Source organism: Serinibacter salmoneus, from assembly GCF_002563925.1.
Lineage (GTDB): Bacteria > Actinomycetota > Actinomycetes > Actinomycetales > Beutenbergiaceae > Serinibacter > Serinibacter salmoneus.
Genome location: NZ_PDJD01000001.1, coordinates 1,687,596 through 1,703,194 on the forward strand (window position 1 = coordinate 1,687,596; position 15,599 = coordinate 1,703,194).

11 protein-coding genes and 1 tRNA gene are annotated in these 15,599 nt (G+C 70.8%); 4 read left to right on the top strand and 8 right to left on the bottom strand.

All coding sequences use genetic code 11. The features are described from left to right. Nucleotides 1-88: 88 nt before the first annotated feature. The gene (locus ATL40_RS07545) at nucleotides 89-1,462 is read right to left on the bottom strand and encodes a GTPase (protein WP_098469006.1); all 1,374 of its coding nucleotides are present in this window, start codon (nucleotides 1,460-1,462) and stop codon (nucleotides 89-91) included. Further along, a complete protein-coding gene (locus ATL40_RS07550; protein ID WP_098469007.1) occupies nucleotides 1,459-3,093 on the bottom strand; it encodes a dynamin family protein in 1,635 nt (544 codons plus the stop codon). The genes ATL40_RS07545 and ATL40_RS07550 overlap by 4 nt, the downstream gene beginning before the upstream one ends. Before the next feature lie 177 nt (nucleotides 3,094-3,270). On the opposite strand from ATL40_RS07550, the gene ATL40_RS07555 reads away from it, so the two are divergent. Both ATL40_RS07555 and ATL40_RS07560 read left to right on the top strand, forming a co-directional pair. Further along, the gene (locus ATL40_RS07555; protein WP_098469008.1) at nucleotides 3,271-4,563 is read left to right on the top strand and encodes a Glu/Leu/Phe/Val family dehydrogenase; all 1,293 of its coding nucleotides are present in this window, start codon (nucleotides 3,271-3,273) and stop codon (nucleotides 4,561-4,563) included. Between the two features lie 276 nt (nucleotides 4,564-4,839). Then, a complete protein-coding gene (locus tag ATL40_RS07560; RefSeq protein WP_098469009.1) occupies nucleotides 4,840-7,236 on the top strand; it encodes an ATP-binding cassette domain-containing protein in 2,397 nt (798 codons plus the stop codon). A gap of 13 nt (nucleotides 7,237-7,249) precedes the next feature. On the opposite strand, the gene ppk2 is transcribed toward ATL40_RS07560, so the two are convergent. After that, nucleotides 7,250-8,089, bottom strand: a complete 840-nt coding sequence (ppk2, locus tag ATL40_RS07565) for a polyphosphate kinase 2 (protein ID WP_098469010.1) — start codon at nucleotides 8,087-8,089, stop codon at nucleotides 7,250-7,252. A gap of 145 nt (nucleotides 8,090-8,234) precedes the next feature. Between ppk2 and ATL40_RS07570 the strand changes: the two genes are divergently transcribed. After that, nucleotides 8,235-9,959, top strand: coding sequence for an ABC-F family ATP-binding cassette domain-containing protein (locus ATL40_RS07570; protein ID WP_098469011.1), 1,725 nt, complete (start codon nucleotides 8,235-8,237; stop codon nucleotides 9,957-9,959). Nucleotides 9,960-10,136: 177 nt separating this feature from the next. Here the strand turns inward: ATL40_RS07570 and ATL40_RS07575 are convergent. Continuing rightward, nucleotides 10,137-10,212: transfer RNA gene (locus ATL40_RS07575), tRNA-Arg, on the bottom strand. A gap of 117 nt (nucleotides 10,213-10,329) precedes the next feature. Between ATL40_RS07575 and ATL40_RS07580 the strand changes: the two genes are divergently transcribed. After that, on the top strand, nucleotides 10,330-10,638 hold the full coding sequence (locus ATL40_RS07580) for a DUF1905 domain-containing protein (protein WP_098469012.1): 309 nt from the start codon (nucleotides 10,330-10,332) through the stop codon (nucleotides 10,636-10,638). Between the two features lie 23 nt (nucleotides 10,639-10,661). On the opposite strand, the gene ATL40_RS07585 is transcribed toward ATL40_RS07580, so the two are convergent. The 4 genes from ATL40_RS07585 to ATL40_RS07600 all read right to left on the bottom strand — a co-directional run bounded on the left by ATL40_RS07585 (nucleotide 10,662) and on the right by ATL40_RS07600 (nucleotide 15,503). Then, nucleotides 10,662-11,567: a carbohydrate ABC transporter permease gene (locus ATL40_RS07585; protein WP_098469013.1), complete on the bottom strand. Its 906-nt coding sequence runs from the start codon at nucleotides 11,565-11,567 to the stop codon at nucleotides 10,662-10,664. Beyond that, nucleotides 11,564-12,646, bottom strand: coding sequence for a carbohydrate ABC transporter permease (locus ATL40_RS07590; RefSeq protein WP_098469014.1), 1,083 nt, complete (start codon nucleotides 12,644-12,646; stop codon nucleotides 11,564-11,566). Before ATL40_RS07590 ends, ATL40_RS07585 begins: the two co-directional genes overlap by 4 nt. Nucleotides 12,647-12,754: 108 nt before the next feature. Next, entirely contained in the window at nucleotides 12,755-14,131 is a 1,377-nt protein-coding gene (locus ATL40_RS07595) for an ABC transporter substrate-binding protein (protein WP_098469015.1), read from the bottom strand. A gap of 418 nt (nucleotides 14,132-14,549) precedes the next feature. Further along, the gene (locus ATL40_RS07600; RefSeq protein WP_098469016.1) at nucleotides 14,550-15,503 is read right to left on the bottom strand and encodes a formate/nitrite transporter family protein; all 954 of its coding nucleotides are present in this window, start codon (nucleotides 15,501-15,503) and stop codon (nucleotides 14,550-14,552) included. Nucleotides 15,504-15,599: the final 96 nt, after the last annotated feature.

A 15,599-nucleotide genomic window follows, 5' to 3' on the forward strand; every position in this document is an offset into this window, starting at 1 on the left:
TGGGCCGGGTGTGCACAACAGCCCGCAGGCTCGCGAACGCTCGCCTGGGGACAGCCGGGAACCGCGCGGCTTCGCCGATCGCGCGCCCTCAGACCGAACGCACCTGTGCCAGCCGCTCGTGGGCCGATGTCAGCCGCGCCCGGACCGCGCGGGAGGGACCGAGAATGTCCAGCACCACGTCCTGCAGCCGTTGCGTGACATCCGCCGCGTACTGGGCGCGCACCCGGTCCGCCTCCGCTTCCAGGCTCGCTCGCCGCATCTTCCGGAAGGCGCCCGGGGTCCGCACCGGTGGCGCCGGGACCGAGCGAACGGCAGCCATCGCACGCTCCCCGATCGTCTCGGCCGAGGGCAGGGCGTCACCGACGCCACGGTGCCACTGCGCAGGAAGGCCTCGGCACTCCGCCGCCACCCATCCCTGGCGCAAGGCCTCGAGTCGCGCGGGCGTCGGCTCGCGCAACTCCACGGTCACCGATCCCTCGCCCCTCACGGCCGCGGCGTAGGAATCCGCGGCCGACCGGGCACCGGTCATGTCCCACAGCCGTTGCACCGCGTCGCCACCGCTCTGGCCGTGACCCGGCGGCGGGCCGAGGGCATCCTCGAGGGCACGGGCCACGCCGTCGAGCTCGTCGCGGACCGCGGTGCGATTCACGCTGGCTCGCTGAGCCCCCGCCACCAGCGCGCCGCGCAGTTCCTGCACGCCCACCCCGGAGGTGGCCGAGGCAGGAAGGATGCCGACCTCGTCCAGACCGTCCGCCACCAGGAGTTCGCGCACATCGGCCAGCACCTGTTCCGTGCCCTGCGGTGTGAGGGTGTCGACCTGATTGAGCACCACGAGCATGCCGTCCTGGCGCCCCGACAGCGCGCGCAGATAGTCCGCGTGCAGCCGGTGATCGGCGTACTTCTGCGGGTCCAGGACCCACACGAGCAGGTCCACGAACGGGACCAGCTTGTTCACCAGGTCACGGTGTTCCAGTTCGACCGAGTCGTGGTCCGGCACGTCCAACAGGATGACCCCGGCCAGCTCCCGCGGATCCGGACCTTCCAGCGCCGTCTCCCCCCGCACCCGCGCAGCGGGCGCCACCCCGAGGTGATCGAGGAACGACGTCGCATCCGAACCCCACACACAGGCCGAGGGGCGCGAGGTGGTGGGCCGGCGCACGCCGACCTCTGCGACATCCAGCGCCGTCACCGCGTTGAAGAGCGAGGACTTACCCGACCCGGTGCCACCCACGAAGGCGACCACGGTGTGGTTCAGTCCCATCGCCAGGCGCTGCTCCACGGCGCCGAGGTGCTCCCGTGCGGCGTCGCGGACCGGAGCGGGAAGCAGCGCGCCCAGGTCGTCCACGAGTCGCGCCAGGATCTCCAGGCGCCCTTCCTCACGGACCTGCACCTCGCTGACCGAATCTGCGGAGCCCGCCATGGCTCGTGCCGCCCGGCGCGATCCGGCGATGGGTGCGCTCACTGTGCCTCCTGTGCCAATTGCTGAAGTTCGCCGGCTCGGACCCGTAGCGCGACCGCGTGCTCCGGCGCGAGCGTCCCGGTCAGGACGGCCGTGGCGTCCCGGACCTCCCCGGCGAGGACCTCCTGTGCGCGCGCGAGGAGTTCATCCAGGACCGCCTCGATCAGGCCGTCGGTCTCGGGCCACAGTCGCGCCACCGCTGCCTGCGCTCCGGCCGACCCGGCGGCCGCCAGCGCCAGGAGCGCCTCGGCGTCGGACGCCGTGACCAGGTCCGGGTGCGAGGCCGGACCGATCGACTGGCTCGCCTGGGCGAGCGCCGCCATCCAGGCCTGCCACGCGCGGGCCACCCGGTCACTGCGGGGGGTGTCGGCATCCGCTGCCTCCCGGGTCGCCGCGAGCGCGGCGCCTGCTGCGTCATGATCGCGCCACGCGGTCCGCAGGCTCGAGTCGGCGCGAGCCGCGGCGTGGCCGACCACGTCCGCGAACGAGCCGTGCACGAGGTCGAGCAGCGCGCCCAGGGTCTGCGAGCGTGCGGGGCCCTGCTTGAGTGCACGGCGTCGCGCGAAGAACCCGGTGACCTCGTGCCCGAGCGGCTCCAGGACACCCCCCGAACTGGCGGCGGCGGTCCAGCGCGAGGTCACCGCTCCCTCGACCAGTCCGCCGGAGCGAAGCACCTCGGCGAGATCGGCGGCGACACCACGCACGGGCTCGTGTGCGAGCTCAGCGAGTTCACCGGCGGAATCGACCTGGCGCACGAGCGCGTCCACCAGCTCTCGCACGTCGCCGCGCAATGGCTCCCAGACTCCGCGCAGTGTCCGCGCCACGATCTCGCGTGAGGTGGCACGCGAGCCGAGAAGCCGCAGCCAGGTGGCGAGATCCTGCACCAGGCCCGGCTCGAGCCGGCCCGTCACGGGCCCGGCATCCGGCACGAGGAACAGCGGTGCGCTGGAGAAACCGCTCGACTGCAGCCGGGTGAGGAGGTCGTGGCGCACGGTGTCCCGCGCAGCCGGGGTGACACGGTCCAGGACCACACCCACCGTGATGCCTCGGCGTCGGACGTCGTCGAGGACCTCCCACGGCAGGGCATCGCCGTAGCGGTTCGCCGTGGTCACGAACAGCCAGACGTCCGCCGCTTCCACGAGTTCCAGGCCGAGGCGCCGGTTCTCGGCGTCCACGGAATCCAGGTCGGGAGCATCGAGCAACGCGATCCCGGCTGGCATCCCGGGCGCCACCGCGAGGCGGCACGTCGTAGCGAGCGGATGCTGCGCCATGAGGGCCTCATCGTCGGGGTGCACCACGAGCACCGGTTCCCGGGTGGTCGGTCGAAGCACACCCGCCGGGGAGACCTCCTCACCGGCGATCGAGTTCACCAGAGTCGACTTCCCGGCACCGGTCGGCCCCCCGACCACCACGACGGCGGGCAGCGCGGCCGAGACCAGCCGCGGCTCCAGGTGGCTACCGAGTTGCACCAGGACCCTCTCGCGGAGCTCCCGGGCGCGCTCCGCACCGTCCAGTTCCAGGGGGAAGGACACACTCTCGAGCTCGGCGCGCAGTGAGCGCACGGCATCCAGCGCCGGGCCACTGGAACGGCCGGGCGTCTCGCGGCCGCGCGCAGGAGGGAAATCGGTGGTCACGCTGTGAAGACTGCCCTAGGCAACGCCTGACGCAAAACGTGCGCGCCGCGCGGGGGTCAATTTGCGTCGCCTCTTCCATCAGCCGCTACCTTGGCCTGGCGAGCGGGCGACGAGGCCCCTCGAGGAGGCACCGACATCCGGTGGGCCCACAAGGCCCGCGGAGGGGAGATCACAGACATGACCGGCAGCGCAACGGCGGTACCTTCGGCCAGCGTCCCACCGGGACACCAGGCGGGGCCGCTGGATGATGCCCGCGCCCAGCTCGCGGCCGCGATCGAGCATCTCGGGTTGGACGCAGGCACCCACGCGATGCTCGCGACCCCGCGCCGTGAGATGACCGTCAGCATCCCGCTGCGCCGGGACGACGGCAGCTCGGAGGTATTGATCGGACACCGCGTGCAGCACAACTTCTCCCGGGGGCCCGCGAAGGGCGGCCTGCGTTTCTCCGCCGCCGTGGACCTGGACGAGGTGCGCGCGCTGGCGATGTGGATGACGTGGAAGTGCGCCCTGGTGGACGTCCCGTACGGCGGGGCCAAGGGTGGCGTGACGGTGGATCCGCGCGCCTACAGTCAGTTCGAGCTCGAGCGGATCACGCGCCGCTACACGAGCGAGATCCTGCCGATGATCGGTCCGGAGCAGGACATTCCGGCGCCGGACATCGGCACGAACGAGCAGACGATGGCCTGGATGATGGACACCTACTCGGTCTCGGTGGGTCACACCGTGCCGGGAGTCGTCACCGGAAAGCCGATCAGCCTGGGTGGGTCTCTGGGCCGGGCCGCGGCGACCTCGCGGGGCGTCGCGCACACGACGCTGCTCGCGCTCGAGCATCGCGGGCACATGGCCGAGCGCAGCACGGCCGCCGTGCAGGGATTCGGCAAGGTGGGTCGGGACGCCGCGCGCCTGCTCGCGGATGCCGGGGTCCGGGTGCAGGCCATCAGCGATGTGGACGGTGCCATCTGGAACTCCTCCGGGATCGACGTCTCGGAACTGGCCGCCCACGTCGATGCCACGGGCAGCGTGCACGGGTTCAGCGGCGGCGAGCCGATCGACGGGAGCGAGCTCCTGGAGCTGGAGGTCGATGCCCTGGTCCCCGCCGCCATCGAGGGCGTCATCACGGCAGAGAATGCTCCCCGGGTGAAGGCCGGCATCGTGGTGGAGGGCGCGAACGGCCCCACCACGGAGGCCGCCGACGCCGTGCTGGCCGACCGCGACATCCTCGTGGTGCCCGACATCCTTGCCAACGCCGGAGGCGTGATCGTCTCCTACTTCGAGTGGGTGCAGGCGAACCAGGCCTACTGGTGGCGGGAGCACGAGGTGAACGAGCGCCTGACCGAGCGGATGACGGACGCGTGGCGCAATGTGCTCGACTACAGCCACGCGCACGAGATGTCGCTGCGGGAGTCGGCGACCTGTCTGGCCGTCGCCCGCGTCACCGAGGCGCACCGCCTGCGCGGCCTCTACCCCTGATCGACGCACGAGCCGTCGCCCGGCCTTGCCCCGCGGTCCGGTGGACCGCGGGCGGCGCACGGGCGGCGGCTCGTTCTGGCCAGACATGGCGCAACGCATGGAGGTCGTCGTCACCACCACGCAGCACGCCGTCGAGCACCAATTGCCGGAATCGGTGGAGGCGTTGATCGACCTCTCGCTCGCAGGCCGCCCCTCAGGCGCAGGCAGCGCCTCGCCGCGCTCACCCCCTAGACTCGCGCCTCGAGGGGCCGAGGGCCGTCCCCGCGAGGGAGTGACATGACCGCCGAGCGCACCACCCAGCCGATTGCCGATGCCCACGAGGTGATCCGCGTCGTCGGGGCACGGGAGAACAACCTGCGCGGCATCGACGTGGAGATCCCCAAGCGCCGCCTCACGGTGTTCACCGGCGTCTCCGGCTCGGGGAAGAGCTCGCTGGTGTTCGGGACGATCGCCGCGGAGAGTCAGCGGCTGATCAACGAGACCTACTCCGCGTTCCTGCAGGGGTTCATGCCCAGCCAGGCGCGGCCGGACGTGGACCGGCTGGAGAACCTCACCACGGCGATCGTGGTGGACCAGGAACGGATGGGCGCGAACGCGCGCTCCACGCTGGGCACCGCCACCGATGTGGGCACCCTGCTGCGGATCCTGTTCTCCCGGTTGAGCGAGCCGCAGATCGGTGGGCCGCAGGCGTTCTCCTTCAATGTGGCCAGCGCCTCGGGCTCGGGCATGAAGACCATCACCCGACCGGACGGCACCACGGTGAACGAGAAGGCGTCCTTCTCGCTGACCGGCGGGATGTGTCCGCGCTGTGAGGGCATGGGCGTGGTCAACGACATCGACCTGACCCAGCTCTTCGACGAGTCCAAGTCGCTGCGCGAGGGCGCCCTGACGATTCCGGGGTACACCGCGGACGGCTGGTACGTGAAGATCTACACCGAGTCCGGGTTCGTGGACGGCGACAAGCCGATCCGGGACTTCTCCAAGCGGATGCGTGATGACTTCCTGTACAAGGAGCCGGTGAAGGTCAAGGTCGGCGGCGTCAACATGACCTACGAGGGCCTGATCCCCAAGATCCAGAAGTCGCTGCTGTCCAAGGACGTGGAGTCGATGCAGCCGCACATCCGCGCGTTCGTGGAGCGCGCGGTCACCTTCACCACATGCCCGGAGTGCGACGGCACCCGCCTGTCGGCGCCCGCGCGCACCGCGCTGGTGGCGGGGCGCAGCATCGCCGAGGTCAGTGCCATGCAGGTGTCCGACGTCGCCACCTGGCTGGGGCAGATCGAGGCACCCGGGGTGGCGCCCCTGCTGACGGGGCTGCGGGAGATGCTGGACTCGCTGGTGGAGATCGGCCTGGGTTACCTGTCCCTGGACCGGGCCGCCGGCACGCTCTCGGGAGGGGAGGCGCAGCGCGTGAAGATGGTGCGTCATCTCGGCTCAGCGCTCACCGACGTCACCTACGTGTTCGACGAGCCCACCTCCGGCCTGCACCCGCACGACATCGCCCGGATGAACGAGTTGCTGCTGCGGCTGCGGGACAAGGGCAACACCGTGCTCGTGGTCGAGCACAAGCCGGAGGCGATCGCGGTGGCCGACCACGTGGTCGACCTCGGGCCGGGTGCCGGGAGCGCGGGCGGCACGATCTGTTTCGAGGGCACGGTGGCGGCCTTGCGGGCCTCCGACACCCTCACCGGCCGCCACCTGGGCGACCGCACTGCGGTGAAGGACGCGGTGCGCGCCCCCAGCGGCGCGATACAGATCCGGGGGGCGAGCACCCACAACCTGCGATCGGTCGACGTCGATGTGCCGCTCGGCGTGCTGGTAGCCGTCACCGGCGTGGCCGGCTCGGGCAAGAGTTCCCTGGTGCACGGGTCCCTGCCCGGCGCGCTGGCCGCCGATCAGCAGGTGATCTCCATCGACCAGGGGGCGATCAAGGGTTCGCGCCGCTCCAACCCGGCCACCTACTCCGGCCTGCTGGAGCCGATCCGCAAGGCCTTCGCGAAGGCCAACGGGGTCAAGCCCGCCCTGTTCAGCGCCAACTCCGCCGGCGCCTGCCCGGAGTGCAAGGGCGCCGGGATGACGTTCACGGACCTCGGCCCGATGGCGACCGTCGCCACCGTGTGCGAGGTGTGCGAGGGACGCCGATTCAACGACGAGGTGCTGCAGTACACCCTCGGAGGGCGCAGCATCGTGGACGTGCTCGCGATGTCCGCGCAGCAGGCGGCGGAGTTCTTCGCTGAGTCATCCTCGAAGGTGCCCGCGGCCGCCACCATCGCGGGTCACCTGGTGCGGGTGGGCCTCGGCTACCTGACTCTGGGCCAGCCCCTGACCACGCTCTCGGGCGGCGAGCGCCAGCGGCTGCGGCTGGCCGCCCACCTGGGTGACAAGGGCGGCATCGTCGTGCTGGACGAGCCGACCACCGGCCTGCACCTCGCGGACGTGGAGCAGTTGCTCGCCCTTCTGGACCATCTGGTGGACTCGGGCAAGTCGGTGATCGTGGTCGAGCACCACCAGGCCGTGGTCGCTCACGCGGACTGGGTGATCGACCTGGGCCCGGGCGCGGGGCACGACGGCGGCACGATCGTCTTCACCGGCACGCCGGCCGAGCTCGTGGCCCAGCGGGCCACGCTGACCGGGGAGCACCTGGCGCGCTACGTCGGCGAGGGAACGCGGTAGGAGCCGGCGCTTCCTACATGTCGGCTTCCGGATCCCCCATCACGTCCGCCACGTGGTTGGGAACGTAGGTGGACAGTTCCCGCGGCGGGCGCTTGTACGTGCCCGAAGAGGTCGGTCGCTTGGGCAGCTCGACCTTCTCCTGCGGCACCGAGTGGTAGGGCAGCGTGGAGAGCAGATGGTGGATCATGTTCAGCCGCGCGTGCTTCTTGATGTCGGACTCCACCACGAACCACGGCGAGGCCGGGGTGTCGGTGTGCACGAACATGTCGTCCTTCGCCCGCGAGTAGTCCTCCCACCGGTTGATGGACTCCAGGTCCATCGGTGAGAGCTTCCAGCGGCGGACCGGGTCATTCAACCGGGAGCGGAAGCGCTTGAGTTGTTCCTCGTCGGAGACCGAGAACCAGTACTTGCGCAGCAGGATCCCGTCGTTGATGAGCATCTGCTCGAAGATCGGGGTCTGACGCAGGAACCGCGCGTACTCCGCGGGGGTGCAGAACCCCATCACGCGTTCCACGCCGGCGCGGTTGTACCAGGAGCGGTCGAACAGCACGATTTCCCCGGCGGCCGGCAGGTGCTGCACGTACCGCTGGAAGTACCACTGGGTCTTCTCCCGCTCGGTGGGCGCGGGCAGCGCGGCGATCCGCGCGACGCGCGGGGAGAGGTACTCCGTGATGCGCTTGATCGCGCCGCCCTTACCGGCGGCGTCGCGGCCCTCGAAGATCACCACCACCCGCTGCCCCGTGGCCTTCACCCACTCCTGGAGGGTCACGAGTTCGGTCTGGAGCCGGAACAGTTCGGACTCGTAGGTGTCGTTGTCGATCTTGCGCACTCCACCGTGCTTCTTCTTGCCCATTCGCCGAACCTAGCGGAGAAATGGCGTTGACGGCACCGGTAGTTTGACGAGCGTGAAGTGATCCGAGCCGACCCACCCGCGCCCGAGGCCGCCGTCCCTGGACGGCACTGCCCGGCGGGTCTGCCGCGCCACCGAAGGATCCCGCATGACCTCACCGCTCCCCTCCCCCGACGCCACCGCGCACCTGCGCCTGGACGGCGTCTCCTTCTCCTACCCCGACCGCCGGGTCCTCACCGATGTCTCGCTGGTCGCCGCGGCCGGCGATGTGCTGGCCCTCATCGGGGAGAACGGCTCCGGGAAGTCCACACTGCTGCGCATCGCCGCCGGCCTGGTGCCGCCCGACGCGGGAACCGTGTCCGCGACGGCGCCCGGCTGGGCGCCCAGCATCGGCCTGCTGCACCAGGAGCCGCCGTTCGCGGCGAACGACACGGTCGCCGAGGCGCTCGAGGCCGCGGTGGCGCCGGCCCGGGCGGCGGTGGCCGCGCTGGATGCCGCCGCGAGTGCGCTGGCCGGGGCCGGCGAGCGGGAGGCAACGGGTGCGGACGATCCGGCGGCGGCCTACGCCGACGCCCTCGAGCGCGCCGAACGCCTGGACGCCTGGCGCACCGACGCCCGCATCGGTGAGGTCCTCGCGGGCCTCGGGCTGGCCGCCCTGCCCCGGGATCGCCCGACGGCGCAGCTCTCCGGCGGGCAGCGCTCCCGCCTCGCGCTGGCGTGGCTGCTGCTGCGCGAGGTGGACGTGCTGCTGCTGGATGAGCCCACCAACCACCTGGACGATGCCGCGATCGCCTACCTGGCGGGGGTGTTGCGCAGCTGGCGGGGGCCGGTGCTGCTGGCCGGCCACGACCGCGCCTTCCTGGACGAGGCGGCCACCGCCCTGGTGGACCTCGACCCCGCCCCGGTGCCCCACGCCGTCGCCTCCCAGGTGTCCGACGCCTCCGACGCCGGGGGCGGGATCGGTCTGACCCGCTACACCGGCGGGTACACCAGCTACCTGCACGCCCGGTTGGATGCGCGGGAGCGGTGGGAGGCGCAGTACGCCGCGGAGCAGGAAGAGCTGAAGCGGCTGCGCGTGCAGGTGCGCGACTCCCACGTGGTGGGGCACCCGGGGGCCGAGCCGAGGAGCGAGGCCCGCGGGGCGAAGAAGTTCTACTCCGACCGCAACGCCACCGTCGTCTCCCGCCGCGTCGTCGACGCGCAGCGCCGACTGGCGGATCTCGAGGCGGCGCAGGTGCGCAAGCCACCGCCGGAGCTGAGCTTCGCGGGGTTCGTGCGCCGACGATCCGCGGCGCCGGCGCACGGGCCGGTGCTGGTCGCCGCCGGGGTCGCCGTGCCCGGGCGACTGGGCGCGGTGGATCTCAGCGTCTCGGCGGGTGAACGATGGCTGATCACGGGGGCGAACGGCTCCGGGAAGTCCACGCTGCTGGGGGTGCTGGCGGGGCAGGTGGCGGCCGGGTCCGGCTCGGTCGTGCGGGCGGGGACGGTGGGACTGCTGACGCAGGACGGCGACCTACCGGACGTCGCCGGGCGGGGTCCGGGGCGCACCGTGGCGCAGGCGTACGCCGACCTCGTGGACCCGGAGCGTGCGGAGCGGGTGCCGCTCGCCTCGTTCGGCCTGGTCGCGGGGCGGGACCTGCCGCGACCCCTCGCGGCGCTGAGCGTCGGGCAGCAACGGCGGGTGGCCTTGGCGGTGCTGCTGGCGCAGGCGCCCGATGTGCTGCTGCTGGATGAGCCGACCAACCACCTCTCCCTGGTGCTGGCCACCCAGCTCGAGGCGCTGCTCCCCCAGTACCCGGGCGCCGTCGTCATCGCCTCCCACGACGCGTGGTTGCGGCGCGGGTGGCAGAGCGAGCGCCTCGCGCTGGGGTAGCGGACGACGCCGTCTCGCCATGGGCGGTGTACCCCTCGCTGCGGGCGGTGCACTGGGGCACGGTGTGAGCGTGCCCACGCATCGCCGCAGGTCAAACACCTACACCCGGTGGTGGGAATTCGCGCCGACCCCCGGTGCACCGCCCTCAGCGAGGGACCACCCGCCCACCGCGAGGAATGGTGCCCCCGGCAGGACTCGAACCTGCAACCTACGGATTAGAAGGCCGTTGCTCTATCCATTGAGCTACGAGGGCGGCGGTACCAGACTAGCGAGCCTACGCCGTCGGCCATGACTCGCGCCCCGCCCAGTCGATCGGCCCGGGCGTCGACCGTCCGCCCACCCGGCCCAGTGCCGCCCTACGCTGGGCGCCATGGCGTACACCTTCACGGCCCCGCTGTGGCGCACCAGGATGGGTGAGAGCGACACGAGCTGGTTCTTCCTCACCCTGCCCGAGGCGATGGCGGACGAGATCGACGCCCGCACCACGGGCCTGCAGGGCGGGTTCGGCTCCGTGAAGGTGCGGGTGACGATCGGCTCGAGCACCTGGGACACCTCACTGTTCCCCAGCACCGAGGCCGGGTCCTACGTGCTGCCGGTGAAGAAGGCCGTGCGCACCGCCGAGAAACTGAGCGAGGCCGACGACGCCGAGGTGAGCCTCGTCGTCGTCGGCCTCGATTGACGGCCGATCGCTGGGTCGGTGCGTCAGCTCTTCACGGCGCCCGACATAATGCCGGCCACCAGCTGCTTGCCGGCGATCACGAACAGGATCAGCAGCGGGATGATCGACATCAGCGAGCCGGTGAGGATCAGGGACATGTCCGGGTTGTTCCCCGAGCTGGCCCACAGCTGAGCGAGCGCGGTCTGCAGGGTCTGCACGTCCGGGTCCCGCAGCACCAGGAACGGCCAGAAGAAGTCCGTCCAGGTGGTGATGAAGGTGAACAGGCCCAGCACCGCGGCGGCCGGCCGCGCGGCGGGGACCGCCACCGTCATGAAGGTGCGGAACTGACCGGCGCCGTCCATCCGGGCGGCCTCGATGAGCTCGGTGGGGATCACGCCCTCCAGGTACTGGCGCATGAAAAACACCCCGAACGCACTGACGAGCACGGGGAAGATCACCGCGCCGATCGTGCCGGTCCAGCCCCAGTCCGCCATCAGGCGGTACAGGCCGACCGCGCCGAGCTGCGGCGGCACGGCGAGGGTGAGCACCACGAACGCCGAGAGCCACTTGCTGCCCTTGAACGGGAGCTTGGCGAAGGCGTACCCGGCCAGGGTGCAGAAGAACAGCGTGGAGGCGGTGACGACCACCGAGATGAACAACGAGTTGGCCAGTGCACCCCAGAACGGGATGGTGTCGATCACCCGGGCGGCGTTGGAGAGGAAGTTCCCGCCCGGCACCAGCACGGGGATGCGCGCGTTCGCGTTCCCGGAGGTGGTGGACGCGATGACGTAGGACCAGTACAGCGGGAACAGTGAGCCCGCCACGATGGCACCGAGGATGGCGTAGACCCACCACCGGGGACGCTCCACGAGCATCGTGCGGCGCGGCTTGCGCAGCGCCTTGTCCGGGGTGCGCTTCCCGGTGGTCTCCAGGGATCCGACGGCGCTCATCGCGCACCCTCCTGCTCGTTGACGATGGCGGCGGCCTCACGGCGCAGTTGGCGCTTGCTGACCTTCTTGCCACTGCCGTCGGTGGCGATCCGACCCGAGAGCCAGAAGTTGAGGCCGGCGAAGATCAGGATGATGAAGAACAACAGCCAGGCGATCGCGGAGGCCTTGCCAAGATCACCCTTGGCGCCGTTGAAGCCCGTGTCGTACATGTACAGCACCACGGTGCGGAAGATGCCGCCGGGGCCGCCCACGGACCCGGGGCGGGGGTCGTACATCCGCACCTCGTCGAAGATGCGCAGTCCGCCCATGGTGGCGGTGATGACCACGAAGATCATCGTGCCGCGGATGGAGGGCAGCGTGACGCTGAAGAACCGTCGCATGGCTCCCGCGCCGTCCAGGGCTGCGGCCTCGTACAGGTCGCGCGGCACAGCCTGCATGGCGGCCAGCAGGATCAGGGCGTTGTAGCCCGTCCAGCGGAAGTTCACCATGAGGGCGATCGCGATGTGCGAGGGGATGCGGTCCGATTTCCAGTTCACCGGGTCCAGGCCCACCAACTCCAGCAGGGAGTTCATCAGTCCGCCCTGCGTGGGATCACGGAAGATCGCGGAGAAGATGATGGCAATGGCCACGGGCGCCACCACGTAGGGCAGCAGCACACCCATCCGCCAGAACGTCTTGGCGCGCAGGTTGCGGTCCAGCATCACCGCGATGAAGGTCGCGATGATGATCTGCGGGATGGTGGAGATCAGGAAGATCGAGAACGTGTTGGCCAGGGAGGTCCAGAACACCGCGTTGCCAAAGAGCACGTCGGAGTAGTTCTGCAGGCCGATGAACGTGGCGTCGTCCACGCTCTGGGTGGTCAGCCGCCAGTCGTAGAAGGAGACGAATGCGGTGAACGCCAGGGGGAAGAGGCCCACGACGGCGAAGATGATGAAGAACGGGGAGATGTACAGGTACGGCGTGAAGCGGTAGGTGAAGCGCCGCCACTTGTCGCGCGGGCTCATCCGGCGGCGACGCTCCTCCCGCAGAGCATCCGGGGTGGCGGTGCTCTCGCCGTCGCGCGTTGCGAGGTCGGTCATGGGTCTCACTTCCTGGGTGGCGGCGGGGCCGGCCGCCGATGCGCGGGGGGCTGCGCACCGACGGCCGACACCTCCGTCAGCGTGGGGCTGATGGGGAGGGGGGTTCGATCACTCGATCCCGTTCTCCGCCAGCAGCGCCTGGAACCGCTCCCAGGCCTCCTCGGGAGTGGAGATCTGACCGGCGTTGAGCTCGGAGATCACGCCACCCATCACGGTGTCCTGGATGACCGAGTCCTGCGGGCCCTTGTATTGGGCCACCACACCCTCGGCGCGGCTGGAGAGGATCTCACCGACCGGAGCCTCGTTGAAGACCTCGTTGGTCAGCTCGGTGACGGCCACGTCGGTCTGCGCCTCCACCTGGCTCGGGTAGGCACCGGCGTTCTGGAAGGCGATGATCTGCTGCTCCGGAGCGGTCAGCCAGTCGGCGAGCTCGGCCGCGGCGGTGGGGTTCTCCGCCTCGGTGGTCACGCCGAAGAAGGATCCGCCCCAGTTGGTCGCGCCGCCGGGGAACACGTCAGCGAAGTCCCACTGGTGGTCACCGGTGCTCACGGCCTCGGTGATCGCGCCGAGCATCCAGCCCGGGCACACGTGCACGCCGAAGTTGCCGTGGAAGTCCTCGTTGTTCCAGGTCCAGGCGTCGATCTTCGCGGTCAGCCCGTCGTTGGTGGCGTTCACGATCTGGGTGAGGAACGCCTGGATCTCCGGGTTGTCCGTGTTGAGCTCACCGTCGGCGGTGTAGTAGCCCTCCTCCTGCTGGTTCACGAAGGAGTTCATCGCGAAGGAGGAGACCCCGAGCCACGGCACACCGGTCGCGGAGGTGAACTCCTCACCCACGCTCCAGAAGTCGTCCCAGGTGGCGTCGGCGCCGCCGAGGGCCTCAGCGAACTCCTCGCGGCTGCTGGCGATGCCGGACTCCTCCAGCAGGGTGGCGTCGTAGCACAGGCCCTGCGGGCCGATGTCGGTGCCGTAGCCCCAGACCTTGCCGTCGGAGGAGACGGCCTGCTCGAACTTCCAGTCGACCCAGCGGTCCTTGATGTCCTCGGCGCCGTACTCGGTCAGGTCGACGAACGAGCCGCTGAGCTCGTCCATCTGGCCGCGCCAGCCCTCCTCGATCATCTGGACGTCCGGGAGGCCCACGCCGCCGGCGCCGATGGCGTTCAGGAGCGCGGTCAGCGCGTCGCCGCCCTGACCGGCGTTGGTCTCCTTGATGGTGACGTTGGGGTGGGTCTCCTCGTAGAGACGGAAGAGGTTGTTGTTCCCGTCCGCGTCGCCCTCGTAGCCGCCGTTACCGAAGACGGTGACGGTGAGCTCGATCTGCTCGTCGGAGGCCGCCTCGTCCGAGCCCTCGGTCTCCTCGGAGGTGTCGCTGCCGGCGTCCTCCGACTCCGTGTCGCTGGAGGAATCGCTCCCGCAGGCGGCCAGGACCATGGACAGCGAGACGACGCCGGCCGCGAAGACCGCGCCCCTTCTGGTGTTCGTGCGCACAATGACTCCTTCGTCGCGATCGGGCTGGTTGGGGGTACCCGACCCTGGTGGCGGACCATCCTTGAGCCGCCGAGTGGAACCGCTTCCACACTGCGCGTCCCGAGGTCTTGCTCGTGACCTACGGTGATCGCCCGGGGGGACCCGGACGTCGTTGCTCGGGTGTGGAAGCGCTCCCAATGTGGTTCCAGTATGGCCGCGCTCCCATGTGCCGTCAATCACACGGGGCGCCCGGGGGATAACGGTTTGGTATCGCTTCCACCGCCCGCGGAGAGCGCTGCGGTCGCCCGGGCGCGTGCGGACGCCAGCTCGCCGGGTCCCCCGCCCCGGGTCGTGGCCGGCCCGGCGCCTCGCGCCGCTCGCGGCGGTCCGCCGGCACGCCCGTCGCGGGTCAGCGCAGCCTGACGCAGGTCAGCGCAGGTCAGCGCGGCGCGGTCACGCGCTCGTGCGCTTCATCTGCCTCGGGCGCCGGGACTGGCGAACCCGGCTCCTCGGCGCCCGCGCGCGTGACACCGCCGTCACCGCCGGCGCGCCCCCGGTCAGCACCGCCCTCGTCCGCGCCACCACGCACGCCGACTCCCGCGGCCACCGCCGACGGCGAGGAGAACCACCCCGAGGCCACGAGGTACCCCAGGCCCACCACCACCGCGCCGCCCACCAGGTTCCCGGTGCCGACGAACAGCATGTTGCGCCCGAACTCGCCCCACGTGGTGAGTTCCTCCCCGGAGAACAGACCCAGGGAGAACGTGGTCATGTTCGCCACCACGTGCTCGAAGCCGCTGGAGATGAACGCGAAGATCGCCCAGAAGATCACGATCGCCTTGCCGGCCTCGCTGCGCAGCCGGTTCGCTCCCCAGATCGCCAGGCACACCAGCACGTTGCACAGCACGCCGCGCAGGAACAGTTCACCCGCACCCTCCCCCGCCTTCGCGGCGAGCATGTCCGCCACCATGCCCCCCGCCGCGGCGTTGGAGTGCAGCACGCCGGAGTGCACCACCGCCCAGCCGAAGGCCATCGAGCCGAGCAGGTTCCCCAGGAAGCAGAAGACCAGCGTGCCCAAGGCCGCGAGCGCACCGATCCGGCGCGTCACGGCGCCCTGGGTGAGGATCATCATGGCGCTGGTGACCAACTCGCCCCCGCAGAACACCACCAGGGTGAGAGCCACGCTGAACACCGCCCCGGAGACGAGCTTCGCCGCCGGATCGCCGTCCGCGAGGAAGGGCCCGGCGGTGGAGACCATGAGGACCACCCCCACCCCGATGAACATCCCCGCGAGCATCGCGGACACGAGGTAGCGCAGCGGCCTGTGGGTGCCGGCCACCTTGTGGCGGGCCTGCTCGAGCTGGACATCGACGGTCGCGGGGAGGGTGAGCACCCCACGATCCTCCCGAGGGTGGGCCCGCGATTCGCGGGGAGAAGGTCCCGACCCGCGCGTGGCGCGGCTCACGCCCCCGGTATCGCCCGGGCCCAC